Here is a 25,723-nt window from a genome sequence, read left to right on the forward strand (position 1 = left end):
AGCGCCAGAGGCGTGACGTACATGGGGTCGCACGACGATGTCGTCACCATCCGCCCTGGGCCGGAGACGGGCCGAAGGAGTCCGCTCATGGCTGGAAATCGCTCCATACGCAATCGCGCCGTCTTCATCGCCGCCGCACTCGCGCTGACGTTCACGATGCTGAGTCCCGTCGGCGCGGGCGCCGCCGAGAACGACGGCGCCCTCGACATGTACACGGCGGAGGTCACCGGCGATCAAGCCGCCGACATCGCCGCGGCCGGCTTCGACGTCGCCAACAGCACGGTGACCGAGTCGGGGGTCAGCATCGACCTGGTGCTCACGCCCGGCGAGGCGAAGGCCCTCAAGGCCCGCGGCCTCGACGTCGCCGTCAAGAAGAACAAGGACGGCAAGTCGGCCCGTCAGCTCGCCGAAGAGCAGGCCGCCGCGGGCTACGACGTGTTCCGGTCGTGGGACGAACCGGGAGGCATCCGCGACGAGCTGTACTCACTCGCGAAGAAGAACCCGAACGTGGTGAAGCTCGAGGTGCTCGGGCACACCTACGAGGGTCGCGAGCTCATCGCCATGAAGGTCACCCAGGCGGCGAAGGCGACGCCCGACGGCGCGCGGCCGGCGGTGCTCTACAGCTCGACCCAGCACGCCCGCGAGTGGATCTCGACCGAGGTCAACCGCCGCCTGCTGCACCACTTCGTCGACGGGTGGAGGAGCGGCGACCAGGAGATCAAGAACCTGCTCAGGCAGAACGAGTTCTGGTTCCTCGTCGTGGCCAACCCCGACGGCTACCAGTACACGTTCGACCACGAGCGACTGTGGCGCAAGAACCTGCGCGACAACGACGGCGACGGCCAGATCACGCGCGCCGACGGCGTCGACCCCAACCGCAACTACCCCGAGCACTTCGGGTACGACGAGGAGGGGTCGTCGTCGCAGATCTCGAGCGACACGTACCGCGGCCCGTCGGCGGGGTCCGAGCCCGAGACGCAGGCGATGATGGCCCTGCTCGATCGCGCCGACTTCTCGTTCCAGGTCAACTACCACTCCTACGGGCAGTGGCTGCTGTACGCGGAGGGCTGGCAGACCGGCACCCCGACCGCCGACGACCCGATCTACTACGCGCTCTCGGGCAACCTCGACGCCCCGGCGATCCCCGACTTCGAGCCGGGACTGTCGTCGGACGTGCTCTACGTGACCAACGGCGAGACGACCGACTTCGCGCACGCCCAGCGGGGCACCCTCGCGTGGACGCCCGAACTCGGCGAGGGCCTCCCGACCGGTGGCGGGTTCGTGTTCCCCGACGACGAGGCGCAGGTCCAGGCCGAGTTCGAGCGCGCGCTGCCGTTCGCGCTCGATGTCGCGAAGTCCGCGGCCGACCCCGACGACCCGGTGTCGCACCTGGGCATCGAGACGAAGCCCTTCTACCTGGAGAGCGACGACACCTACAAGGCGGGCCTGCCGCTTGCGGACTTCACCTTCGAGTACTCGTACGGCGACCCGCAGGAGGTTCGCGTCATCGCCAAGCGGGACCTGGGCGACATCACGCTCAAGTACTCGATCAACGGCGGCGATCCGGTGAGCGCGACGACCGAGGAGTGGACCGGCGGTGATCGCTACGGCGGCAAGACGGCCGTGCACTACCGCACCATGAGCGGCTTCGTCACCGGCACCGAGCCGGGCGACGAGGTCGACGTCTGGTTCGAGGGCGGCGGCGAGACGAGCGACTCGTTCACCTACCGGGCGGTCGAGGAATCGACCGACGACGTGCTGGTCCTCGCGGCCGAGGACTACACGGGCGCCTCGCCCGTGCAGGCGGGCGGACCGAACTACCTCGACTTCTACGAGGAGGCGCTCGAGGCCAACGGCACGGGGTACGACGTCTACGACGTCGATGCGCGCGGCCGCACGGCACCCGATGCCCTCGGAGTGCTCTCGCACTACGACGCCGTCATCTGGTACACGGGCGACGACATCATCACCCGAGAACCGGGGTGGCCCGGCGGCACCGCCTCGCGGCTGGCGCTCGACAACACGCTCGAAGTGCGCGACTTCCTCAACGAGGGCGGTCAGGTGCTCTACACCGGCAAATACGCCGGCACGCAGTACGCGGGCACCGATCAGCTGTACGACCCGACCGCGGCGAACGCGCAGTGCCGGACCGCCGGCGGCATCCTTCCCCGGTGCCGGCCGCTCGGCGGGTCGGGCGACGCCACGAACGACACGCTGCAGTACTGGCTCGGCGCCTACCTCGTGGTCGACGACGCCGGCACGACGGACGAGGGCGAACTCCTCGACGTGCTCGGCGTGGACACGCCGTTCACCGGCCTCGACTGGGGCTTCAGCGGCACCGACAGCGCGCCGAACCAGGATCACAGCAACTCGTTCATCACGACGAGCGGCATCCTCGACCCGCAGCAGTACCCGCAGTTCGAGAGCTGGGTCGCGGGCCGCTGGGACCGCACGGGCGGGCCGTTCGAGCCGCACACCGGTGACGCCTACGCGTACTCGCAGATCGCCGACGTGTCGTACAAGCGGCTGACGCGCACGATCGACGTGCCCGCCGACGGCGCCGACCTCTCGTTCTGGACGTCGTACGACACCGAGGCCGACTGGGACCACGTCGCCGTCGAGGCGCACACTCCCGGCGAGGACGACTGGACGACGCTGCCCGAGCTGGGCGGAAGCACGTCGGACAGCGTCGGTGAGAGCTGCCCGGCCGGATGGCGCGAGCTGCACCCGCACCTCGACCACTACCAGACGTACGACGAGGCGGCGAGCACCTGCGAACCGACCGGCACGTCGGGCGTCTGGCAGGCCGCTTCCGGCAACTCCGGCGGCTGGCAGCAGTGGTCGGTCGACCTGGATGCCTTCGCGGGCGGTCAGGTCGAGGTGTCGATCGCGTACATCAGCGACTGGTCGACGCAGGGGCTGGGCGTCTTCGTCGACGACATCGAGGTGTCGACCGGTGAGGGCACGACGTCGTTCGAGGGCGGCGACACCGGTGGCTGGGAGGTCACCGGGCCGCCCGAGGGTAGCGCACCGAATCCGAACGACTTCATCGTCACGACGGCGGCCGGGTTCCCCGAGGCCGCGGTGGTGGCGACGCCGGGGTCGCTCATGACCGGGTTCGGGTTCGAGGGCATCGACGATGCCGGCATCCGGGCCGAGTGGATGGGCCGGGCGCTGGAGCACCTGCTCGACTGACGCCGCCCGGTGGTCGATGGGCGACCGGTATCGAGACCTCGCGACCACCGGTGGCCGAACAGCGGAGCGTACCGAGACCTCGCGAGAGGCCTCGATACGTCGCTGCGCTCCGACCCGACCCCGCCGTGACCCGGCTCAGGCGCCGTAGCGGTAGAAGCCCTCGCCGGTGGCGACGCCGAGCTTGCCCTGGTCGATGTAGCGCTCCTTGATGAGCGCGGCGAACTCCTGCTGCTTCGGCCCGCCCATCATCGAGATGTTGTAGGCCGTCGTGAGCCCGACGATGTCGTAGATCTGGAACGGACCCATCGGTGCGCCGGTGCCGATGCGCCAGGTCGCGTCGATCGCCTCGGGCTCGGCGACGCCGTCGACGAGCAGCTGGCCGGCCGCAGAGAGGAACGGCACGAGCAGCGAGTTGAGCACGTAGCCCGGCTGCTCCTTCTTGATCTCGATCGGCACCATGCCGATGGCCTCGGCGAACTCGACGACCGTGCGGTACACGGCGGGGTCGGTCGCCGGGGTTCCCATGATCTCGGCGGTGTTGTGCGCCCAGATGCGGTTCGCGAAGTGCAGCGCGAGGAACCGGTCGGGGCGGCCGGTCGCGTCGGCGATGGCGCTCGGCAGCAGCGTCGACGAGTTCGTCGCGAAGATCGTGCGCTCGGGGGCGACGGCGGCGAGCTTCTCGTAGGTCGAGCGCTTGATGTCGATGCTCTCGGGCACGGCCTCGATGACGAGGTCGGCGTTCGCGACCGCCTCGCCGAGGTCGGCCGAGAGGGTGATGCGAGAGAGCGCGGCCTGCGCCCTCCCGTCGGCGGCGCCGTCGACGCCCTCCTCGACGTACGTCGCGGCGAGCTTCTCGAAGCGCTGCTTCGCCGCGGCGAGCGCGGCGTCGTCGAGGTCGTAGGCGACGACCTCGAGGCCGCTGTACGCGGTCTGGTACGCGATCTGCGAGCCGAGCACTCCGGTTCCGAGCACGGTCACGTGCTGCACTGCGGTCATGATGATTCCTTCTTCCTGTCGTGCCCTCGTGGGGCCTCGCGCGCCTCAGTCGGCGCGTTCGTCTCGGGGATGCCTCGGCCGGTCGCCGTCGGTCGCGGCGTCGTTGAACCGCGTGAGGTCGGTCGCGAAGCGGGCGACCTCGGCGTCGTTCCAGTCACCGAGGTGACGGTCGACGACACCCTGCAGGAGCGCGATCGCCTCGCGGTACGCGGACCAGCCGGCGTCGGTGAGTTCGAGCGGGCGGCCTCGGCCCGAGGCATCCGCGATCTCGCGCACGACGCCGAGGCGGGTGAGGCCCGCGAGCTGGCGCGACACGGTCGAGCGGTTGAGGCGGAACGCCTCGGCGATGTCGGTCGAGCGGCACTGGGGGTGGTCGACGATGTAGCCGAGGATCGACTGGTCGGTCATGCTCAGGCTGAACTGCGCGGTGCGGGCGTCGGCGACGCCGCGCCGGGTGATGACGATGAGCTCGCGCAGGATCGCTGCGGCGTGCTCGTCGCGGGGTGTGCGCTTCACCATGCCCGGCTCCTTCTGTTGTCATATGCAACGCTACGCTCGTGCGTTGCATTCCGCAACAGAAAAAGCCGGATGGATGTCGGAGTGCCGAGTCAGCTGGTCGCCGGGGCGCCGGGTCGCCTGCATCCACCGACACCCGTCGGCGGTCGTCCGCTCCCGCGCTCAGCTCAGAAGAGGCGCGCCTGCGCGACGACGGGCGCGCCCTCGAGCTCGAGCAGGAACCTCTTGCGCTCGAGGCCGCCGGCGTAGCCCGTGAGCGATCCGTCGGCGCCGACCACCCGGTGGCACGGCACGATGATGCTGAGCGGATTGCGCCCGACGGCGCCCCCGACCCGCCGGGCGAGGTTGCGATCGCCGAGGCGCTCGGCGAGCTCGCCGTAGGTCACCGTCGTGCCGAGCGGGATGCCGCGGAGCATGCCCCAGACGGCGTGCTGGAACTCGTCGCCGTCGGGCGCCGTCGGCAGGTCGAACTCGGTGCGGGCGCCGGTGAGGTACTCGTCGAGCTCGACGCCGAGCCGTGCGATGAGGGCGTCGTCGCGCGCGGACACCTCGACGCCGATCGTGCCCGCGGCCGGCGGATGCCAGTGCCCCGGGAAGTAGATGCCCGCGAGCGCGTCGCCGTCGGCGACGACGAGCAGCTCGCCGAGCGCCGTCGTCAGCGTGGCGTGGCGTCGGGTCATGTCTCCATCCTCACCCCGTTCGAGGTCGGCGGTGCTCGATCCGGCGGCGGGAATCGGACTTCGTCCCGGCCGGCGCAGGGCTTCGCGCCGACGAGCCGAGCCCACGGTGTCGGCCGGTCGCCGTACGATGACCGCATGCGCGACCCTCGCCCCGCGACCGGAATGCGCGTCGCCTTCACCGCCGAGATCTACGAGTGGGCGTCGCGTCGCAACTGGTTCTTCGTCGACGTTCCGCCCGAGCCGAGCTCCGACATCTCCGACCGGCCGCGGATGCCTCGGGGGTTCAACTCCGCTCGCGTGACGGCGACGGTCGGCGGCACGACGTGGAGCACGTCGATCTTCCCCTCGGGCGACACGTACGCCCTGCCGCTGAAGCGCGCGGTGCTCGAGGCCGAGCAGATCGGCGAGGGCGATGTGATCGAGGTGCGCCTGACCGTGCACGACGGCTGAGGCCCGCGGTCGTCCTTCAACCGGCTGCGCCGACGGTGCGCGCGTTCACCTCGTCGCGCCACGCGACGAGCTCGCGGATGGGCCCGAGATCCCAACCGGTCTCGGCTTCGAGGCCGACCGTGAAGAGTCGCGTTCCGACCACGTGGAGCGCCTCGGCATGGCCGGCGTAGTCGTCGAGGTCCTCGGCGTAGCGACCGGGCTTCGGCGAGACGCCGGCGCTGCGCTCGATGTCGGCCGGGTCACGGCCGATCCGGCGGCACCAGTCGTCGAGCACCGCGTGCTTGTGCGCGATCGTCTCGGCGTCGCCGAAGCCGTGCCAGATGTCGGCGTGCTCCGCGACGATGCGCAGCGTGACCTGCTCGCCGCCGCCGCCGATGAGCACGGGGATCGCTCGAGTGGGCGGCGGGTTGAGCTTCGACCACCGATCGCGGATGAGCGGCAGGTCGGCCCGCAGCCTGCGCAGCCGATCGGGCGCGGTGCCGAACTCGTACCCGTACTCCTCGTAGTCGCGCTCGAACCAGCCCGCTCCGATGCCGAGAACGACCCGACCCGGACCGCCGTCGCGTGCGCTGATGTGATCGACCGTACGGGCCATGTCGGCGAGCAGCTGCGGGTTTCGGTAGCCGGTGGACGAGACGAGCACGCCGAGTTCGACGCGCTCGGTCACCTCGGCGAAGGCCGCGAGCAGCGACCACGCCTCGAGGTGCGCGCCGTCGGGGTCGCCGCTGAGCGGGAAGAAGTGGTCCCACCCGAGCACGACGTCGGCACCGGCCTCCTCGGCAGCCACGACCGCGGCCCGGAGCTCGGCGTAGCTCGCGTGCTGCGGCTTCACCTGTACGGCGATGCGGGCGGGGCGGTCGGGGCGGGGCACGTGCAGCGCGACGGGCACGTCGCGCGTGCCCGTCGGCGCGATGCCGGCTTCGGCTTCAGTCATGCTCGCGAGCCTACGACGATTGCCGCGGCATCCCCATCGTGATACCGTCCCCGGTGATCGTGATCGAGACAGGAGGTGAGACCCATGAACGCAGTATCAGTGGGCGCTCCCCTGCAGTCCACGATCCGCGACTGAGGTAGTCGCCGCCGGGAGCGCCGAACAGGCAATTCGCGAAAGGCGACTCCCATGCACACCACACCTTCTTCTCTCTCCCGACAGCTCGTCGACGCCACCGCGCGCGTGCCCGCCTCGGGCGCCCGAGCCCTCGTCCTCGGCGGCGGCGGTTCGACCGGCAACGCCTGGCTCATCGGCGTCGTCGCGGGCCTCGCCGACGCCGGCGTCGACGTGACCGCACCCGACGTGACCATCGGCACGTCCGCCGGATCCACCGCGGCGGCCCAGCTGGCCGGCGCGAGCCCGGCCGACCTGTACGCCGCGATCGTCGAGGCGGCACCGCCGCAGCCCGCTCCGACCGCAGGCCAGGCTTGGGCGGGTACGACGCACGGATCCGGTCCCGGGCTCCGGCCGGCCGGCCGGCCGGTCGACCACCTCGCACGGACCGGCGCGATCATCGCCGCCGCCACCGACGCCGACGACATGCGCCGGAAGATGGGCGTCTCCGCCCTCGAACTGGACGCCTCGTCGGACGACGCCCAGCAGGCGCGCTGGCGGGCCACCGTCGCCTCGCGCTTCCCGAGCTCGGACTGGCCGCTGCGAACGGTGCTCCTCACCGCGGTCGACGCCGAGACCGGCGAACCGGTCGTCTTCGATCGCGACAGCGGGGTCGACCTGGTCGACGCCGTCGCCGCGAGCTGCGCGGGCGGGTTCGCCTACCGGATCGACGGTCACCCGTACATCGACGGCGGCTACCGCACGAACGCCGAGAACGCCGACCTCGCGACCGGGTACGAGCGGGTGCTCGTGCTGTCGCCGTTCGGCGGCAGGACCAGGCTGCCGCTCGAGTGGCGGCTCCAGCTCGCCGACCAGGTCCATGCGCTCCGCGCCGGCGGCAGCCACGTCGAGACGATCTTCCCGACGAGCGAGGATGCGCACCTGTTCGACAACGCGATGAACGTCGCCCTGCGGCCGGCCGCCGCGCGGGCCGGATTCGAGCGGGGCGGCGCGGTCGCCGCGCGCATCGCGGAGTTCTGGGACTGACCCCTCGGCGGTCGGCCCCGCACCGGGGCCGGCCGCCGCGTGGTCTCGATACGGCGCTGCGCGCCTACTCGACCGACCGGGCGGCGCCGGGTGCCTACTCGACCGACCCCTCCGCCACCGGTGTGCGCCGCAGGCGCAGGGTCACGATCTGGAACGGTCGCAGGTCGAACTCCCACGCACGCGGGCCGGCCTCGGCGAGCGCGACGCCGACCCCGGCTCCCGTGCCCCCGGTGCCCCCGGTGCCCGCGAGCGGGCGTTCGAGCAGGTCGGTCGACTCGGCTCGAGCGTCGAAGGATGCCTCGAGCCGCGCCCGAGCGCGGGCCCCGTGCGCCTCGTAGGCGCGCACGACGACGTCGCCCGAGCCGTCTTCGGCGAGCTTCACCGCCTCGACCACGGCGCCCGTCACGCGCACGAGCGGGTCGATCGCCGAGGCATCCACACCGGTGAAGGTGCGCAGCGGCAGGTTGAGGCGGTAGCCCTCGACGATCGCCTGGGGAATGCCCGCACCGGGCGCGATCGAGACGCGCATGCGGTGCGCGCCCTGGTCGGCCTCGGGGTCGGGGAACTGCGGGGCGCGCAGCAGTGAGAGCCGCACGGTCGTGACGGTCGCACCGGGGCGCGAGACATCGGCGGCGCGCTGGGTGTCGTGGCCGTACGTCGCGTCGTTCGCGATCGCGACGCCGTAGCCCGGCTCGCCGACGTGCACCCAGCGGTGGGCGACGGTCTCGAAGCGGGCCGAGTCCCACGAGGTGTTCGCGTGGGTCGGCCGATGGATGTGCCCGAACTGGATCTCGCTCGTCGCCCGATCGGCGTGCACGTCGAGCGGGAACGCGAGCTTCAGGAGCTTCTGCCGCTCGTGCCAGTCGACCTCGAACTCGACCTCGAGCGCGCGGTCGTCGGCGCCGAGCGACACCGTCTCGACGAGGCTCGATGCCCCGAACCGGCGCACGATGCGCACCGAGACCCGCTCGTCGCCGGGTGCTCGAGGAGGCGCGTCGCCGCCGTCTCGAGACCCGAACACCTCGACCGACTCCGCCTCGCGCAGCTCGACGACGTTGCGGGCGTAGTGGGCGTCGATGTCCCACGCGTCCCACTGGTTGGGGGTGTCGCGGAAGAGCTGCAGCAGCTTCGCCGAACGACCGGGCGCGATCGCCTCGCGACCGAGGCGGCCGTCGGGTTCGCGGTGGCGGAGGGAGACGAGCAGTCCGTCGGCGTCGAGCACCGCCTCGAGATGGGCGTTCGCGAGGGTGATGCGCCCGTCGCCGGTCGAGTCGGCGCGCAGCGCCAGATCGAGAGCCGCTCCGCCGGCGGCGTGGTCTCGGTGCGCTCCTTCGTCGCTCGATCGACGCGTCCCACCCAGCGCCGGCACGCCCGACACGTCGTAGGGTCCGGCGTTCAGGCGAAGCGTCCCGTCGCCCGACCCGGCGAGCGCGCGCACCGAGCGCTCGATGATCGCCTCGAGCACCTCGGCGACCTCCGCGTAGCGGCGCTCGGCCTCGCGGTGCACCCACGCGATCGACGACCCGGGAAGGATGTCGTGGAACTGCTGCAGCAGCACCGTGTGCCAGGCGTCGTCGAGCTCGTCGACCGGATAGGGCGCAGCGCCGCACACGGCCGCCGTCGCCGCCCACAGCTCGGCCTCGCGCAGCAGGTGCTCGCTGCGGCGGTTGCCGCGCTTCGTGCGCGCCTGCGACGTGTACGTGCCCCGGTGGAACTCGAGGTACAGCTCGCCCGACCACACCGGCGGGTGCGGGTACTCCGACTCGGCGGTCTCGAAGAACCGCCGCGGCGACGAGAGCGTCACGCGGGGCGAGCCCTCGAGATCGGCTGTGCGGTAGGCCGCGGCGATCATCTCGCGGGTCGGCCCGCCGCCGCCGTCGCCCCACCCGAACGGCACGAGCGAGGTGTTCGCCGTGCCCTTCTCGGCGTACTGGCGTTCGGCCCGGGCGAGCTCCTCGCCCGACAGCTCTGAGTTGTACGTGTCGACCGGCGGGAAGTGCGTGTACACCTCGGTGCCGTCGATGCCCTGCCACCGGAACGTGTGATGCGGGAAGCGGTTCGTCTCGTTCCACGAGATCTTCTGCGTGAGGAACCACCGCGACCCCGCCGCACGCACGAGCTGCGGCAGCGCCGCCGAATAGCCGAACGAGTCGGGCAGCCACACCTCGAGCGGCTCGACGCCGAACTCCTCGATGAAGAAGCGCTTGCCCGCGACGAACTGGCGCGCGAGCGCCTCGCCGCCCGGCAGGTTCGTGTCTGACTCGACCCACATGCCGCCGACCGGCACGAACGACCCCTCGGCGATGCGGGCCCGCACCCGCTCGAACACCTGCGGGTACTGCTGCTTCAGCCACGCGTACTGCTGCGCCGACGACGCCGCGAACACGAGGCCCGGGTGCTCCTCGATGAGCGCGTCGACGTTCGAGAAGGTGCGCGCCACCTTGCGCACCGTCTCACGGGTCGGCCAGAACCACGCGCTGTCGATGTGCGCGTGCCCGACGGCGTGCAGGCGGTGCGAGCTCGCCCAGGCGGGCGCCGCCAGCACGGGCGCGAGGATGCTCCGCCCGAGCGCCGCGGTGCCGGCGATGTCGTCGGGGTCCATCTCGTCGATCATGCGCTCGAGCGCGCGCACGATCTGGGCGCGGCGCGGCGACGCCTCGGGCAGTTGCGCCTCGAGGCCGCGGAGGGTCCAGACGTCCTGCACGAGCTCCCAGACGGTGACGTCGCGGATCGCGAGGTCGACGTCGCCGAGCACGTAGATCGGGTCGTCGCCCGCTGTCTCCCACTCGCCGCGGGGCGTCGGGGCGAACGACCAGTTCTGGCTGATGTCGGGGTTCGACGCCGCCTCGAGGTACACGGTGGTCGCCGGTCGAGGAGCGCCCGGCGAAGCGGTACGCGTATCGAGACCCGCGGGCCCCGTGGTCTCGATGCGGCGCTGCGCGCCGACTCGACCGGCAGAACCGGCGATCAGCTCGAGCGGCACCGCCCGGTTGCGCGGCTCGACCGCCTTCACGATCGTGCCGTCGGTGCGCCACACGAGCGCCTCGGCCTGGAACCCGGGCGCGACCCCGATGAACCCGAGGTCGACCACGAGCTCCCAGTGAGCCTCCGATGTTCGAGCGGGGAACGCAGCGACCGTTTCGATGCCCTGCGAGGGGGGCTCGATTCGCTCCGCTCCTCGAGCACCGGGTACCTCCGGCAGCGTGACCCTGAACCACGTCGTGCCCCACGCGCGCCCCCACGCGTCGCCGGGGGCGACGGGAGCGAACTGCTGTGCGACGGCCTCGGCGAACGGCACCGGTTCGCCCGGCGCCTCCCAGCGCTCGAGTCGCGCGGGCACCCGCTCGCGGTAGATCGCGGGTTCGAGGCGCTCGCGCACGAAGCGGGCGATGCGGGTCTCGACCAGGGCGGAATCGTCGTGCATGCGGGCTCTCCCCTATCCCTTGACCGCGCCCTGCAGCGCGAACGAACCGCCGATGCCGCGCGACACGAGCACGTACAGCGCGATGACCGGCAACGAGTACAGCAGCGAGAAGGCGGCGAGCTCGCCGTAGGCGACCGTGCCGTACTGGCCGAAGAAGCTGTAGATGCTCACGGCGGCAGGTTGCTTCGCCGGGCTCAGCAGCAGGATGAACGGCACGAAGAAGTTTCCCCACGCCTGGATGAACACGAAGATGAACACCACCGCGATGCCCGGCCGCATGAGCGGCACGACGATGCGGCGCAGCGTGCCCATCGCCGAGGCGCCGTCGACCCACGCCGCCTCCTCGAGCGAGACGGGCACGGAGTCCATGAAGTTCTTCATCATCCAGATCGCCATCGGCAGGCTCGTCGCCGCCATGAAGAACGTGACCGCGGCGAGGTTGTCGAGGTAGCCGAGTCGCACGAAGAGGCTGTACACCGGCACCATGATCGCCGTGATCGGCAGGCACGTGCCGAACAGGATCGCGTAGAGGTACGGCTTGTTGAACCGCGACTGGTACCGCGAGAGCGGGTACGCCGCGAGCACCGCGACGAGCACCGTCACGATCGCGGTGCCCGTCGAGAGCAGGGTGGAGTTCCAGAGCGGCAGCAGGGTGCCGTCGAACGTCAGCACGGCCTGGTAGTTCGCGAGGGTGAACCCCTCGGGCACCTCGGTGCGCTGGCTCGGCGACGTGTCGATCGAGGCGAGCACGAGCCACGCGAGGGGCACGACGAAGCAGAGGCCGATGAGCACGAGGGCAAGGTTGCGGGCGAGGGATGCCGCGGCACGGCGCGGCGACGCGAGGTTCACGTGTCACGCTCCGGACGCAGCATCCTGATGTAGCCCACCGAGAAGATCGCGCCGACGACGATCATGACGACCGCGATGGCCGAGCCGTAGCCGATCTGCTGGAACTTGAACGCCTCTTGATAGGCGAAGACCGGCAGGGTCGAGCTGGCCATGCCCGGGCCGCCCTTCGTCATCACCCAGATGAGCGTGAACACGGCGAGCGTCTGCAGCGTGATGAGCATGAGGTTCGTCGCGATCGACGAGCGGATCATCGGCAGCGTCACCCACCAGAGCCGCTTCGCACCGCCCGCGCCGTCGACGATCGCCGCTTCGGTGATCTCGGGCGGCACGTCGTTGAGGGCGGCCTCGTACACGAGCATCGAGAAGGCGGTGCCGCGCCACACGTTCGCGAGGATCACGGCGAGCATCGGGAAGTCGAACAGCCAGTTGGGGCCGGCGATACCGATCGCGGCGAGCAGCTGGTTGAGGGTGCCGTCGTCGGCGAAGTACGCGTACGCGGCGAACGCCGCGACGATCTCGGGCAGCACCCACGCCGCGACCACGGCCGTGCCGACGACGGCGCGCACGACGCGGTTCGCCCGCGTCATGAGGATCGCGAGCCCGAGGCCGATGAGGTTCTGGCCGATCACGGCCGAGCCGAGCACGAAGACGAATGTGAGCAGCAGCGACAGCGGGAACGCGCGGTCGGTGAAGAGGTCGACGTAGTTGTCGAGTCCGACCCACTGGGGGTCGCGCGCCGCGCGACCGGTCAGCGCGGTGTTCGTGAACGAGACGTAGAATGCCCAGACGACCGGGCCCACCATGAAGAGGGCGAGCAGCACGATCGACGGGGCGACCGGCAGCAGGCGCACGAGCGCCCGCCGGCCGTGCCGAGGCGGTTGCCGGCCGACGCGGAAGTTCGGGTCATCCCGCGTCGGCCGGCCGCCATCGATCGGCGGCGATGAGACCGCGACCATGCTCCTAGCCGGTCACGTTGTCTTCGCCGACGATTCCGACCACCGCCTCGTCATAGGCGGCGGCCGCCTCTTCCGGCGTCATCTGCCCCGTCATGACGGCCTCGGTGGCCGCCTGAATCTCAGCCGAGATCTGGGGATAGTCGGCAGTCGCCGGCCGGAAGTGCGTGGAGGTCACCAGGTCGGTGAAGAACCCGATGAAGGGGTTCGCCTCGAGGTACGCCGGGTCTTCGGCGACGTCGGTGCGCACCGCGATCTGCGAGTTCGCGATGTTGTAGTCGAGCGCGTTCTCCTTGTCGAGCGCCATCGCGAGGAAGTCGAACGCCGCGTCGGGGTTGCCGCTGTTCGCGCCGACCGCGAGGGTCCAGCCGCCGGAGAGGCTGACCGCGCCGTCGCCCTGGCCGTTCTGCGTCGGGAAGGCCGCGACGCCGATGTCGTCGACGTACTCGGGCCAGGCGTACTGGCCGCCCTCCATCCAGAACGACGGCGACCAGGAGCCCTCGATCGTGCCGCCGATCTGGCCGTTCGGGAACCACTCGCCGAACAGCTTCTGCCACATCGAGCCGTCGAGCGCGACGTCGGGAGCGGGCGCGAGGCCCTCGGAGTACAGCGTCTCGATGAAGGCCAGCGAGTCGACGAAGCCCTGCGAGCCCGTGACCCACTTCTTCTCGTCGGCGTCGTAGAGCTCGTCGTCGGTGCCGTACATCAGCATGCCGAAGCCCTGCATGACCGAGCCCTCGCCGGCGGGCTTGCCCGAGTAGACGTTGAACGCGACCTTGTCGGGCGAGGCGGCGTGCACCTTGCGGGCGGTGTCGAGGATCTCCTCCCACGACTTCGGCTCCCACGGCAGGGCGACGCCGGCCTCTTCGAGCACCGACTTCGAGTACCAGATGCCGCGCGTGTCGGTGCCGAGCGGCACCGCGTAGACGCTGCCGTCGTCGGCGCGGCCCGCCTCTTTCGCGCCCTCGTTGAACTGCGACCAGTCGCTCCAGTCGGCGAGGTACTCGTCGAGGTTCAGGAGGTAGCCGGCGTCGACGTCGCTGCGCACCTTGAACGTGTCCTCGTAGAAGACGTCGGGTGCCGTGTCGGGGCTCTGCTGCATGAGCGCGAGCTTCGTGCCGTAGTCGGCCTCGTCGGCGACGATCGGCTCGAGCGAGACCGTGATGCCCGGGTTCGCCTTCTCGAACTCGGGCTTCACCTTCTTGAAGAGGTCGTCGAGCGCGACGAACGCGTCGGTCTTCTGGTAGACGATGCGGATCGTGTCGTCGTCACCGCCGCCCGAGTCGGCACTGCAGCCGACGAGGGCGACGGTCGCGGCGGTGACGACCGCGAAGGCGAGGGTGGCGCGGGTGCGGTGCATGGTCTCGTGCTCCTTTGCTCGAGTGCTTGCAGGCGGTTCGGGCGTTGTCGGGTGGTGCGCGTGATGGTGCTGACCCGCTGGGGCATCGGGACTCATGTGGGCGTGCGGAAGCGACACGCCCCGTGGAGACCGTCGGCTCCCCCGAACCGCGCTCCGCGGGGCGTTCGCGTTCCCCACCTGCACATAGTAAATCGAATGGAGTTAGTCGGCAAGGGGCAATTTGTCCGGTGACGTTTGGGTCCGAGACGCGTCGCCGCGCCGCGGCGGCGCTCCTCAACCAGCTGGTGGATGCCGCCCCTCCGTCGGGGCGCCCCTCACCCCACTCGCGTCTACCCGAGCAGCAGCCGGGTCGCCGAGGGCGTGAAGCTGCGCTCGAGCACGAGGCTCGCCGCGCCGATCGCCGCGACGTCGTCGCCCACTCCGGTGCCCGCGACCTCGATCCTTCGCAGCGCCGCCGTCGCGCTGTACTCGTCGAGGCGCGGCGGAATGCGCTCGAGGTACCGCGCCTCGAGGCGCGCCCAGAACGGCCCGCCGAAGACGACGCGGTCGACGTCGAGCAGGTTGGTGAGCACGGCGACGGTGCGGGCCGTGCGGTCGGCTGCGCGATCGAGGATGGCAGCCGCCGAGGCATCCCCAGCGGCCGCGGCTTCGCAGAGCAGGTCGAACTGGGCGTCGATCTCGCGGGGCGTCTCATGCGGGGCGGGCGCGAGCACGCCCGCGTCTTCGGCCTCGTCGACCATCGCCTGCGGCGTGATGGTGACCGCGATGCAGCCGCGCTGGCCGCAGAAGCACGGCGGCCCGTCGGGATCGGCGACGATGTGGCCGATCTCGCCCGCGTTGCCCGAGACGCCGCGCATGAGCTCGTCGTCGAGCACGAGGCCCGCTCCGATGCCGGTGCCGATGTAGAAGAAGACGAACGATCCGGTGCCGCTCTCGCCACCGACCCACGTCTCGGCGACGGCGGCCGCCGTCACGTCCTTGTCGACGAGTACAGGCAGGCCGGTCGACCGCTCGAGCGCGTCGCGCAGGGGCACGCGGTGCCAGCCGTGCAGGTTCGGCGGGTCGACGATCGTGCCGCGCTCCTGGTCGATGGGGCCGGGGGCGGCGAGCCCGAGGCCGACGATCTTCTCGCGGGCGATTCCGGAGTCGGCGACGAGCTGCTCGAACCGGTCGTCGATGCGGGCCATCACGTGATCGGGGTCGGCGGCCTTCGGCGTCTTCAGCCGGCTGTGCGCGACGACCCGGCCGGTGAGGTCGAGCAGCACGAAGGTCATGACTGCGGGGTCGATGTGCACGCCGGCGGCGTAGAGCCCATCGGGGTTCAGCCGCAGGATCGTGCGCGGCTTGCCGAGCCCCGCCGCGCTCGTCTTGCCCGCCTCGACGATGAGCGCGTCGTCGAGCAGGCGACGGGCGATGTTGCTGACGGTCTGCGTCGAGAGGCCGGTCATCTCGACGAGTTCGACGCGGCTGCGACCCTCGGGCGCGCGGCGGATCGCATCGAAGATGACCGAGCGGTTGAAGTCGCCCATGCGCGGCAGGTTGGTACCGCGGCGGGCGGCTGGGGCGGTTGCCTGCGGCTGCGCCGGCGAAGCCGGGTCGGATAGCGTGGGTGTCGGAGCCTGTGCCATCTCGTGCCCCCTCCCCACGGGTTCGCTGCATCGCGAACCGCCTCCTCCGAGTTTGTCACATCGATGGAGAAATTGGGAGGGAGCGCTCTCACTATCTCACCCGGTCGGTCGAGCAGGCGCGCAGCGCCGTATCGAGACCACCCGGTCGTGGTCTCGATACGCTCCTTCGTCGCTCCTCGACCGACAGAGCGCGCAGCGCCGCCTATTGCTCGCCGAGCAGCATGCCGCGTTCGGTCGTCTGCCGACGCAGCGCGTCGAGGTACTCGGCGTACGCCTTCTTCGTCTTCGAGTAGCCGATCGCGCCGCCCTTGACCGCGCCGAGCCCGGTCCCCTCGTCGAAGCGCAGCCAGGTGTTGCCGTACTGGTCCACCCCGATGTCGAACGTGAACGAGATGTGGAAGTTCTTGCCCGCCATCGCGCCGAGCAGCATCGTCTTCGAGAAGTCGCCGCGCTCGAGCTTGATGCTGCCCGGGGTCGGCTGCGTCGCCTCGTAGCCGAGGCCGCGCGAGATCTCGATGACGACGGGAACGGTCTGCTGGTCGTTGCCGGAGAGGATCAGCTGGGTCATGGTTCAGGCTCCCTGGTTCGGGTCGGTCGGCGGGACGGGCGGAGCGGGCGGAGCGGGCGGCACCGGAGGGGCAGGCGGCTCCGGTGCGGCCACTGCGGGCGGCGCGGCCGGAGGGTACGCGGCCGGCTGCGGCGGATACGGCTGCGCCTGCGCCGGGGGCGCACCGGGGTAGGGCTGCGCCTGCGCCGCGCCGGGATACGGCTGTGCCTGCGGCGGGTAGGGGTAGTACCCGGCCTCGGGCAGCCACGCGGCCGGCCCGCGCCAGGGCTCGGTGCGTCCGTAGCCCATGAGCGCACCCCAGATGAGCGGCAGGAAGACGTACAGCACCGTCCAGCCGGCCGATCGACCGAAGCCCTTGTTGATGCGGTTGACGGCCATGATCAGGAACACGAGCGCGACGATGTTGCCGAACGGCACGAACGAGAGCAGCGCGATCCAGCCCTGGAATCCGGCGATCTCGAGCACGCGCCACGAGCTGTACACCGGCACCCAGGCCGGCCATCCCTCGTTGCCGGTCTTGACGAAGACCTTCGAGAGGAAGATCGCCATGAGCACGTAGGTCGCGATCGCGAAGACGAAGAGCAGGCCGTAGAAGAGCATGAGCGGCACGAAGACGGCGAACACGTCACCGGGGTTCGCCTGCGACTCGGTCAGGAACATCTCGGTCACTCCACGGATTCGGCCGGCACGACACCGACGGTCAAGAGGTCGGTCGCGGCGGCGACGGTCTCGGGCAGCTGCTCGGCCGCGTCGCACTCGGCCGAGATGATCACGGCCTCGCCGACATCGGTGATGCTGCGCGCGATCACGGTGTAGTACCGGTCGCCCTCGAGGTCGATCGCGACGGCATCGGCGACGCCGGTCTCGACGCCGTCGCCCGAGACGAGCGCGACGTCGTACGCGTTCGCCCGGTCGACCGTCGTGCCGAAGGTGGAGTCGATGAGCGTGAGGCTCGCCGACCGGTCGTCTTCGCCGGTGAGGTCGGAGCCGTCGCTGCCGTTCGTGTACCAGACCGAGCAGCCGGTGGCGGCGTTGTCGTACGTCATCGACGTGCCGTCGCTCTCGCCCGCGGTCCACGCGTCGTCGCCGGGGAAGCTCGAGGCGAGCGCCAGGTAGGCGTCGCCGTCGAGGTCGACGTCCCACGGCAGGTCGATCGGCACGTAGCCCGCGGCGAGCGGGTCCTCCGCGAGCGGGTCGCTGCTCGACCACTCGTCGTCATAGACGTCGTCGACGGTCGAGGGCAGCTGCGCGAGCGCGACGATCATCCAGATCGCGAGCAGCGGGATCATCACGATCGGCAGCGCCGACACGATGATCGCCGCGGTGAGCGCCCCCGCGAATCCCTTCGGGCGCTCAGCACCGGGAGCCGGCTGACCGGGCTCGCCCGGCACGGGCGGCTGCGCGGCGGGCGGTTGCGCCGGCGGCTGGGGTACCGGGGGCACCGGCGCGGACGGGTCGAACGTCACGAGTCCTCCAACGGATTCCGTGCCGGACAGGGCACTGGGATCAGATGCTACTGTCCACCGCCCACTTGCACGATGGGGACCCCTGCCCTTCTCCAACCTCGTCGGTTGAGTAGCGCCGCCGCAGGCGACGCGTATCGAGCCCCCCGGTGCGATAGGGGGCTTGGTTTCGATACGCGTCGTCGCTCCGCGCCGGCGCTGCTCAACCGGCGGAGGTGATGCGCTTCGCCTTCGCGAGGTTGGCGGCGAGCTCGTCGCGGGTCTGCGCGCCGGACTCGTAGGCGGGCTGGTCGCGCTCGACCCGCCAGCTCTCGTCGAGCGGCCCGACGTTCACGGTGTCGAAGCCGAACTCGTCGTAGAGCGAGGTGACGAAGGCCGCGGCATCCTCGTGGTCGCTCGCCGTCGCGAGCGCGCGGCGGGCCGGGTCGCCGGCCGGGCGACCGTCGGTCGTGATATCGGCGGCCGTGATGTGGTTGAAGCCCTTCGCGACGTGGCTCGTCGCGAGGTGCTTCTGCAGCATGCCGGTGACGGTGTCGCGGCCCTCGTCGAGGGCGGGCACGTGGCCGTCGCGCTCCCAGTAGTAGTTGTCGGTGTCGATGACGATCTTGCCCGCGAGCGGCTCGACCGGAATCGACCCGTATGCCTTGAACGGCACCGTGACGACGGCGATGTCGGCGGCGGTCGCGGCTTCGGCTGCGGTGGCGGCGCGGGCGTGCGGGCCGAGCTCGGCGATGAGCCCCTCGAGCGTCTCAGGTCCGCGGGAGTTCGCGATCACCACCTCGTATCCGCTCTTGACGGCCGCGCGGGCGACCTGGCTGCCGATGTGTCCTGCACCGATGATTCCGAGGGTGGTCATGGTGAGTGCAACGCCCACGCGCGCGGGTTGTTCCCGTGGCTTCGATACGGGCCGCCGCTCCGTATCGCCCCTACTCAACCGACGGCTGCGGTCGTAGGCTGACCGCATGGCTGCCGCTCTGGGGGATCCGGTTCGTCACGCACTCGAGTCGGTGCTCGACGCCGTGCGAGATCGCGCCGACGGGGCGGTCGCGTCGTACATTCCCGAGCTCGCGAAGGTCGAGCCCGACCAGCTCGGTGCGGCGCTCGCGAGCACGCACGGGGTGGTGCACGAGGCGGGCGACGTCGAGGCGGAGTTCACGATCCAGTCGGTGTCGAAGCCGTTCGTGTTCGCGCTCGCGGTCGACGCGCGGGGGCTCGACGAGGTGCGCACGCACGTCGACCTGGAACCGAGCGGCGAACCGTTCAACGCGATCAGCCTCGACGAGGCATCCGGCCGCCCTCGCAACCCGATGATCAACGCGGGCGCCATCGTCATGACCTCGCTCATGGCGGGCGACACCGCCGACGAGAAGTTCGCCGCCGTGCTCGCGGGCATCGAGCGGTTCGCGGGCCGCGACCTGCGGGTCGATGAGGACGTGTACTCGTCGGAGGCCACGACCGGCGACCGCAATCGCGCGCTCGCCTACCTGACCCGCTCGGCAGGCACCCTCGGGTCGGCGGTCGACGTGGCGACGCTCGCGTACTTCCGCCAGTGCTCGATCTCGGTCAACGCCCGCGACCTCGCGATCATGGCGGCGACGCTCGCGACCGGCGGCGTGAACCCCGTGACGGGCGAGCGCGTCATCAGCGAGGATGCCGCGCGCTGGACCACCGCGGTCATGACGAGCTGCGGCATGTACGACGAGTCGGGCGACTGGATGGTGCGGGTCGGCCTGCCCGCGAAGAGCGGCGTCGGCGGCGGCATCGCGGCCGTGCAGCCCGGGCAGTTCGGCATCGGCACGTTCAGCCCGCGCCTCGACGCGCGCGGCAACAGCGTGCGCGGCGTCGCGACGCTCGAGCTGCTGTCGCAGCGGCACGGCCTGCACATGCTGCAGCACCACGGGGCGCCGCTGTCGCCGATCGCGTCGCTCTCGCGCGACGGATCGGACGGCTCGGGCGACACGGTCGCGATGCTGCGCGGCGAGATCCTCTTCTCGGAGGCCGAGGAGATCGTGAGCCGCCTCGCTCCCCTGGTGGGCGATCATGGATGCCTCGTGCTCGACTTCACCGCGGTGACGAGGGTGGCCGCGGGCTCGCGCAAGATCTTCAGCGCCCTGCCCGAGACGATGGGCCGGCTCGACGACGGCCGCCCGCGCGTCGAGGTGCGCGACCCCGACGGGGTGCTCGCCGGCCCCGCCGCCGGTTGACGAGCGCCCGACGAAGTCGGACGCGTATCGAAGACCGCCCCGAACAAACTCAGGACGCGGGAATGAGCTTCACCGCGAGAAGCTCGTCGACCTCGGCGCGCATCGCGGGCACCAGTGCTTCGTCGTCGCACTCGATCGAGTAGCTCACGCCTTCACCGGTGCTCGGAAACGCCCGCGCGACGACGACCCCTGGGCCGAAGGGCGCAGGCATGTCGACGGCGACGGCGTCCACGATGCCGGACTGCACTCCGTCGCCGACGCCGACCATCCGGGTGTCGTGGACGTCGCCTGCGGGAACGTCGAAGTAGACGGACGATCTGAGGAGGTCGACGCTGGCGACTCGATCGCCATGCGTGGCGTCGATGCCGGTCAACGGCTGGTTCCCGAACGCGACGCGGCATCCGTTCTCACGGTGCTCGTACTCTCCCGATGTTCCGGCGCTCCCGATCTCCCGCCAGTCCGGCGAGCTGGGGAACGAGTTCTCGATCCAGGTGTACGCCTCACCGCCGAGCTGCACGTCCCACGGAAGGTCCCGGGGGACGATCACGGGTGACAGGGGCGGCGTTGACTGCTCGGTCGCCATCGGCGTCGGCTCCGCCGGCGTCGGCGGCGCCTCAGCGGCGGGCTTCGCGTCGGGAGATGCCCCCGGGAGCACCGAGGTGAGCGCGATCTGAAGGAGGTCGTCGACCTCGCCGCGAGCCGCATCGAGTTGCACCTCGTCGGGACATTCGACCGTGTAGACGACGCCCTCGCCGATGCTCGGGAACGCCCGGGCCACCGCAACGCCCGACCAGCCGCCCTCGCTCAGGTCGACTTCGACCGCATCGGCCCGGCCCGGTCGTGTGCCGTCGGCCCTGATGGTCGCGATGGAGCCGTCGGCCACGTCGGCGTCGGCGGGCTGGAGTTCGAGCGCGTAGCCGAGCAGTCCGACGCTCGCGACCCGGTCGCCGTGGGTCACGTCGATGGCTTCGAGAGGTCCGTTCGCGAACCAGACGAAGCATCCGGTCTCGAGGTTCTCGTACGCGATGTTCGTGAAGTTGTAGTCCGGCTCGTTCGCGTCGCCCGTCTGCTCCCACGCAGGATCGGTGGGAAACGAGTCGACCATCCAGGTGTAGGCGTCGCCCCCCAGTCGCACATCCCAGGGCAGGTCGTCGGGGATCACGGCGGCGAGCGGGCTGGCCGGCCCCTCGGCCTCGACGGGCATGACGGGCCCGGCGGCCGCGCCGGTGGACGCGGTCGATTCGGCGACGACGATGGCCGCCGCCCAGCTGATGACTCCGACGAACCCGAGCACGGGCAGCGTGGAGACGATGATCGCCGCGGCGAGCGCGCCGCCGAGCCCCTTCGGGCGGGCCGGCCGCTGCGGGGCCGACGTGGGGGTTCCGGGCGGCGGGTACGTGGGGTACGGCTGGATGAGCGGCGCTTGAGACGCGGGCGGACGCGGAGGCAGGTCGGGCGGCTGCCAGGCCGACTGCTGCGGTGGAGTCGGGTCGTCGGTCACGGGGTTCTCATTCGGGTCGGAGCGTGGGTCGCTGAGGATCGATCGTAACCGTCCCGCCGGGTTCGAAGCGCTCGAAGAACGGGCACGGGTATCGAGGCCCGAGCCGCAGCCGGCTCGACCCGACGACCGGCGGCGGGGAGTCACCGTCGCGGGGCCTGTGGACAAGTGGACTTGTGACCGCCAAGGGTGTGGAAATGTGGAATTGTGGCTTGCCCACGTGTGGTGATGTGGTCATGTGGCCGCCCGCACGGAGGCGCTCGTCCAGCGCCGATCTGCGCGCACTGCTGTCACCGGCCACGGCGTCCCTGCCGGGCTGCGTGACGAGCGTCCAGCGCGCCGAGGCGGTGGCGGATGGTGAGCAGCAGTGCGGCGACGCGGTCGCGATGGTGCGGCTCGAGGTCATCGGCGGCCTCGAGGACGGCGGCCTTCTGGGCGAGCGAGCGGATGCGGCCGACGAGGTCGCGTCGCCAGTCCTGGTACAGCTCGTCGGGGCGGGAGGCGAGCCGCTCGAAGCGGTCGTCGATGAGGGCGAGGCGGAGTTCGAGCCCCTTGACGTCGGCGGCGAACCGGGTCAGGTCGGCGCGGCGACGCACGGTCGCGGCCTGGCGGGCCTCGGTTGCGGCGAGCTCCGCAGCGGTGGTGGTCGGGCGGGCGGGTGCCGACGTCGGCACCGTGCGGGAAGAGTCGAACCCCATGGTCGTCTCCTGAAGTGACTCCGGGCTCAGCCGAAGATCACGACGCTAGACGGGGCCTCCGACATTCGGGTCGAGGTTGGCAACGGGTGCTTGCGTTCGGTACGCGTCGCCGCTTCGCGTCGGCGCTCCTCGACCAGCGGGCGGGGTGGGGGTTCACAGCGCCGCGCGACCTCACGAGAATCGGACCATGGCGATGGGCTGGTTCAAGCGGGGGTGGCTGACGTTCATCCAGCACACGCTCAACCGGCTCACGCTGTGGATGGCGCGGCGCGGCGCGGGTCCGTTCGCGCTCATCCGGACCACGGGGCGCAAGAGCGGCCGTGCCTACGAGACGCCGCTCGTGCTCGCCCGCGTGCCCGAGGGGTTCGTCGCTGAGCTCACCTACGGGCCCGAGGTGAACTGGTACCGCAACGTCGTCGCCGCGAACCGGGCGACGGTCGTGTGGAAGGGGCGCGAATTCGAGGTCGTCGGCATCGAGCCGATCGAGACCTCGGCGGGCCTGCGCGCCTTCGGCCCGGCGAGGTCGTGGTTGCTGAAGCTGCTGCGGCGGCACGAGTTCCGGCTGCTGCGCGAGTCGAGGTCCGAGCCTGGTTCGCGGACTGGTGGCGGCGAGGCATCCGCGTCGTCGTGAAACGCCGCGCCGCGGCATCCGGTTCGTGGTCGTGAACCGGATGCCGCGGTCAGTGCGCCGCGTGCAGGTGCAGGCGGTGGGCGAGGCTGTGCAGGCGCCCGCCGCGCGACCCGCGCTCGGCGCGCTCGACGGCGTGGCGCTCGCCCTCGGTGCGGCGGCGCTCGTTCGCGGCGGCCGCGACCTCGGCGTCGTTGCGGTTGATGGTGGTGGCGATGAAGCCGGCTGCGAGGTCCATGGTTCCGATCCCTTTCGGATGCTTCGCGGCCGTCGTTCCGGCCGCCTGAGACCAGATTCGTCGCTGAGGTACCGGGGTCGTATCGGGCGTGTGCCGCATCTTCACCGAGGCGCCGCCCGAGGTCTGCGTCTGAGGTACCTCAGGCCTCGCTGAGGTACCTCAGATCGGGCCGAGAACGGGCGCGACATCCCCTCGCCGCACGCGTGGCAGGTCGGTACCCTGAAAGGTGGAACCGGACCGGAAGGTGGTGAGTTCCATGGATGCGACGAAGCAGTGGAGCGTCACCGTCGACATCGACGAAGAAGAGAACACCACGATGGCTGAGGCCACGGTGCGCACCCCCACGGGTCGGGAGGTGACCGGCGTCGGCAAGGCGGACCGCAACCCGCTCGATCCGAACGTGCCCGCGATCGGCGACGAGCTCGCGGTCGCACGCGCGCTGCGCGACCTCGCCGAGCGGCTGCTGCACACGACCGAGAAGGACATCTCGAGCATCACCGGGCAGCCGTCGCACGTGCATCGCTAGCGCACGTCGGCAGCGACCACTGGCCGCGCTCCCCCGCACGCGCTAGCCTCACGCGCATGACCTGGATGCACGGCACCACCTCCGCCGGCGTGCCCTACACCGCCCGTTCAGCGACGCACCCCGAGGCGCCGATCGTCGTCGGCTGGCACCTGCTCGACCCGCCGTCGACGCCCGCCGCGCTGGCCGCCGCGCTGCCGCTCGACGGCCTCGACGCGCACGTGATCTATCTCGGCCTGCCGCTCAGCGGCGAGCGCGCGCCGTACGCCGACTTCGAGGAGTTCCTCACGAGCGGCATCGACATGGTGACCGAGTACTTCGGACCGATGCACGAGCAGGCGCTCGAGGAGTTTCCGGCGGCGCTCGCCGAACTTCGCGGGGTGCTCGGTGCGTCGGATGCCTCGGCGCTGGCCGTGCTCGGCGGGTCAGCGGGCGCGTCGGTGACCGCCGAGGTGTTCGCGACGCATGCGGCTTCGCACGGCATCGCGGCGTGCGTGCTCATGAACCCGCTGTTGCGGCTGCGCCCGATGATCGACGCGATGGCCGAGTTCCTGCCGGAGCCCTACGCGTGGACGCCGGACTCGGATGCCGTCGCCGCTCGCATGGACTTCGTCGCGCGGGCCGGCGAGCTCGCGGCTGCCGGCGGGTCGCTGCTCATCATCGAGGGCGCCGACGACGAGCCGCCGTTCATCGATACGACGCGCGAGTTCGAGCGCCTCGGCATCGGCGAGGTGCGCTACGTCGACGGCGTCGCGCACGCGCTCGCCGCCTGGCCCGAGGATGCCGCGGCCGAGCGCACCGAGGCGGCGAAGCGCTACGACGCGATCGCGGTCGAGTGGCTCGCCGCGATCCTCGCGGACTAGTGCCACCGCACGGTGTCGAAATCGTGATCTTGGAGCTTCGCAGGATCCCTTAGAGTTGCACGCGATCCGGCGGAGAGAACCGTCCGGATCGCACGCCGTGTCGACGAAGATCCGCGAGGAAGCCAACGATGACCAACAACGCCCCCACTACCTCCACCCCGGCCGGCTGGTACCCGGCGCCCGACGGATCGTCGGAGTCGTGGTGGTGGGACGGCGCACGGTGGACACAGCCGCAGCCGCAGCAGGCCCGCCTGCAGCCCGACCAGCGACCGGGTGCGGTGAAGACCATCTCGAAGCTCGCGCTGGTCACCCAGGTGCTCCTGATCGTCTGCGTCGTCCTGTCGCTCGCCACCATCGGCGTCGAGGCATTCGGCATCCTCGCGGTCGCCGACTTCCTCAGCGGCGACGACACGACCCTCGACCGGTTCGACCTGTACGACCAGGGCACGTTCGTGGTCAGCATTCTGTCGTCGGTCTTCCTCATCACCACCGGCGTGATCTGGGTGATCTGGCAGTACCGCGTCGCCAAACAGGTCATCGGCCAGACGCGCCGCGCACCGGGCTGGCACGCCGGAGCCTGGTTCGTGCCCGTCATCAGCCTCTGGTTCCCGTACCAGAACATCTCGGACCTCTGGCGAGCCGTCGGGCGAACCCGACCCTCTTGGCAGATCGCCTGGTGGTTGCTCTGGGTCGTCAGCAACTACGTCATCCAGGCTTCGACCCGTCTCTACCTGGCCGCCGAGGATCTCGAAACGTTGCGTGTCGCGATGTGGCTGAGCCTCGCAGGCGAGGTGCTCCTCGTGGCGGCCGCACCGATGGCGTGGCTCGTCGTGCGCGGAATCACCCGTGGCATCGTGCAGCGCGCCGCCGAGCCTGTGCACTCGCTCGCGGCCTGAC

The 25,723-nt window shown here is 70.9% G+C and carries 24 protein-coding genes; 8 read left to right on the plus strand and 16 right to left on the minus strand.

The window, feature by feature from the left end; all coding sequences use genetic code 11:
• Positions 1-87: 87 nt before the first annotated feature.
• Positions 88-3,195 (plus strand): M14 family zinc carboxypeptidase, encoded by a 3,108-nt coding sequence (locus ACFWGP_RS07275; RefSeq protein ID WP_376930522.1) that lies wholly within the window; start codon positions 88-90, stop codon positions 3,193-3,195.
• Positions 3,196-3,330: 135 nt separating this feature from the next.
• On the opposite strand, the gene ACFWGP_RS07280 is transcribed toward ACFWGP_RS07275, so the two are convergent.
• From ACFWGP_RS07280 to ACFWGP_RS07290, 3 genes are all read right to left on the minus strand, one after another.
• On the minus strand, positions 3,331-4,191 hold the full coding sequence (locus ACFWGP_RS07280) for a 3-hydroxyacyl-CoA dehydrogenase (protein ID WP_231429925.1): 861 nt from the start codon (positions 4,189-4,191) through the stop codon (positions 3,331-3,333).
• A 45-nt stretch (positions 4,192-4,236) separates the two neighbouring features.
• Entirely contained in the window at positions 4,237-4,710 is a 474-nt protein-coding gene (locus ACFWGP_RS07285) for a MarR family winged helix-turn-helix transcriptional regulator (protein WP_376930523.1), read from the minus strand.
• 164 nt (positions 4,711-4,874) lie between these two features.
• On the minus strand, positions 4,875-5,387 hold the full coding sequence (locus ACFWGP_RS07290) for a methylated-DNA--[protein]-cysteine S-methyltransferase (protein ID WP_376930524.1): 513 nt from the start codon (positions 5,385-5,387) through the stop codon (positions 4,875-4,877).
• A 135-nt stretch (positions 5,388-5,522) separates the two neighbouring features.
• Between ACFWGP_RS07290 and ACFWGP_RS07295 the strand changes: the two genes are divergently transcribed.
• Positions 5,523-5,837 (plus strand): DUF1905 domain-containing protein, encoded by a 315-nt coding sequence (locus tag ACFWGP_RS07295; protein WP_231429922.1) that lies wholly within the window; start codon positions 5,523-5,525, stop codon positions 5,835-5,837.
• A gap of 16 nt (positions 5,838-5,853) precedes the next feature.
• On the opposite strand, the gene ACFWGP_RS07300 is transcribed toward ACFWGP_RS07295, so the two are convergent.
• The gene (locus tag ACFWGP_RS07300) at positions 5,854-6,771 is read right to left on the minus strand and encodes an LLM class F420-dependent oxidoreductase (protein WP_376930525.1); all 918 of its coding nucleotides are present in this window, start codon (positions 6,769-6,771) and stop codon (positions 5,854-5,856) included.
• A 186-nt stretch (positions 6,772-6,957) separates the two neighbouring features.
• On the opposite strand from ACFWGP_RS07300, the gene ACFWGP_RS07305 reads away from it, so the two are divergent.
• On the plus strand, positions 6,958-7,929 hold the full coding sequence (locus tag ACFWGP_RS07305) for a patatin-like phospholipase family protein (RefSeq protein WP_376930526.1): 972 nt from the start codon (positions 6,958-6,960) through the stop codon (positions 7,927-7,929).
• Positions 7,930-8,023: 94 nt separating this feature from the next.
• Here the strand turns inward: ACFWGP_RS07305 and ACFWGP_RS07310 are convergent, their stop codons facing one another.
• The 9 genes from ACFWGP_RS07310 to ACFWGP_RS07350 form a co-directional block, all read right to left on the minus strand.
• The gene (locus ACFWGP_RS07310) at positions 8,024-11,353 is read right to left on the minus strand and encodes a glycoside hydrolase family 38 C-terminal domain-containing protein (protein WP_376930527.1); all 3,330 of its coding nucleotides are present in this window, start codon (positions 11,351-11,353) and stop codon (positions 8,024-8,026) included.
• A gap of 12 nt (positions 11,354-11,365) precedes the next feature.
• Positions 11,366-12,202, minus strand: coding sequence for a carbohydrate ABC transporter permease (locus ACFWGP_RS07315; RefSeq protein ID WP_231429918.1), 837 nt, complete (start codon positions 12,200-12,202; stop codon positions 11,366-11,368).
• Entirely contained in the window at positions 12,199-13,158 is a 960-nt protein-coding gene (locus tag ACFWGP_RS07320) for a carbohydrate ABC transporter permease (RefSeq protein WP_376930528.1), read from the minus strand. The genes ACFWGP_RS07315 and ACFWGP_RS07320 overlap by 4 nt, the downstream gene beginning before the upstream one ends.
• Positions 13,159-13,162: 4 nt before the next feature.
• Entirely contained in the window at positions 13,163-14,515 is a 1,353-nt protein-coding gene (locus ACFWGP_RS07325) for an extracellular solute-binding protein (RefSeq protein WP_275505349.1), read from the minus strand.
• A 329-nt stretch (positions 14,516-14,844) separates the two neighbouring features.
• The gene (locus tag ACFWGP_RS07330) at positions 14,845-16,044 is read right to left on the minus strand and encodes an ROK family protein (RefSeq protein ID WP_231429916.1); all 1,200 of its coding nucleotides are present in this window, start codon (positions 16,042-16,044) and stop codon (positions 14,845-14,847) included.
• Positions 16,045-16,345: 301 nt separating this feature from the next.
• On the minus strand, positions 16,346-16,711 hold the full coding sequence (locus ACFWGP_RS07335; RefSeq protein WP_231429915.1) for a hypothetical protein: 366 nt from the start codon (positions 16,709-16,711) through the stop codon (positions 16,346-16,348).
• A gap of 3 nt (positions 16,712-16,714) precedes the next feature.
• Entirely contained in the window at positions 16,715-17,371 is a 657-nt protein-coding gene (locus ACFWGP_RS07340; RefSeq protein ID WP_376930751.1) for a DUF5684 domain-containing protein, read from the minus strand.
• 5 nt (positions 17,372-17,376) lie between these two features.
• Complete coding sequence (locus ACFWGP_RS07345; protein ID WP_376930529.1) at positions 17,377-18,177, minus strand: hypothetical protein; 801 nt, start codon at positions 18,175-18,177, stop codon at positions 17,377-17,379.
• 199 nt (positions 18,178-18,376) lie between these two features.
• Positions 18,377-19,138 (minus strand): NADPH-dependent F420 reductase, encoded by a 762-nt coding sequence (locus ACFWGP_RS07350; RefSeq protein WP_231429913.1) that lies wholly within the window; start codon positions 19,136-19,138, stop codon positions 18,377-18,379.
• Between ACFWGP_RS07350 and glsA the strand changes: the two genes are divergently transcribed.
• Positions 19,137-20,378, plus strand: coding sequence for a glutaminase A (glsA, locus tag ACFWGP_RS07355; protein WP_231429912.1), 1,242 nt, complete (start codon positions 19,137-19,139; stop codon positions 20,376-20,378). The two genes, ACFWGP_RS07350 and glsA, sit on opposite strands and share 2 nt — an antisense overlap.
• Before the next feature lie 49 nt (positions 20,379-20,427).
• Here glsA and ACFWGP_RS07360 read toward each other — a convergent pair whose 3' ends face one another.
• Together ACFWGP_RS07360 and ACFWGP_RS07365 are read right to left on the minus strand one after the other, a co-directional pair.
• Positions 20,428-21,879, minus strand: a complete 1,452-nt coding sequence (locus tag ACFWGP_RS07360) for a hypothetical protein (RefSeq protein WP_376930530.1) — start codon at positions 21,877-21,879, stop codon at positions 20,428-20,430.
• 287 nt (positions 21,880-22,166) lie between these two features.
• Positions 22,167-22,574, minus strand: coding sequence for a hypothetical protein (locus ACFWGP_RS07365; RefSeq protein ID WP_376930531.1), 408 nt, complete (start codon positions 22,572-22,574; stop codon positions 22,167-22,169).
• 187 nt (positions 22,575-22,761) lie between these two features.
• Between ACFWGP_RS07365 and ACFWGP_RS07370 the strand changes: the two genes are divergently transcribed.
• A complete protein-coding gene (locus ACFWGP_RS07370) occupies positions 22,762-23,205 on the plus strand; it encodes a nitroreductase family deazaflavin-dependent oxidoreductase (protein ID WP_231429910.1) in 444 nt (147 codons plus the stop codon).
• A 49-nt stretch (positions 23,206-23,254) separates the two neighbouring features.
• On the opposite strand, the gene ACFWGP_RS07375 is transcribed toward ACFWGP_RS07370, so the two are convergent.
• Complete coding sequence (locus ACFWGP_RS07375; RefSeq protein WP_231429909.1) at positions 23,255-23,440, minus strand: hypothetical protein; 186 nt, start codon at positions 23,438-23,440, stop codon at positions 23,255-23,257.
• Positions 23,441-23,696: 256 nt separating this feature from the next.
• On the opposite strand from ACFWGP_RS07375, the gene ACFWGP_RS07380 reads away from it, so the two are divergent.
• From ACFWGP_RS07380 to ACFWGP_RS07390, 3 genes are all read left to right on the plus strand, one after another.
• A complete protein-coding gene (locus tag ACFWGP_RS07380) occupies positions 23,697-23,966 on the plus strand; it encodes a DUF1876 domain-containing protein (RefSeq protein WP_275505342.1) in 270 nt (89 codons plus the stop codon).
• Between the two features lie 56 nt (positions 23,967-24,022).
• On the plus strand, positions 24,023-24,826 hold the full coding sequence (locus ACFWGP_RS07385) for a hypothetical protein (RefSeq protein WP_376930532.1): 804 nt from the start codon (positions 24,023-24,025) through the stop codon (positions 24,824-24,826).
• Positions 24,827-24,954: 128 nt separating this feature from the next.
• Complete coding sequence (locus ACFWGP_RS07390) at positions 24,955-25,722, plus strand: DUF4328 domain-containing protein (protein WP_376930533.1); 768 nt, start codon at positions 24,955-24,957, stop codon at positions 25,720-25,722.
• Position 25,723: the final 1 nt, after the last annotated feature.

This window comes from Agromyces sp. NPDC127015, from assembly GCF_042725165.1.
In the GTDB taxonomy this organism is placed as follows: Bacteria; Actinomycetota; Actinomycetes; order Actinomycetales; family Microbacteriaceae; genus Agromyces; species Agromyces chromiiresistens.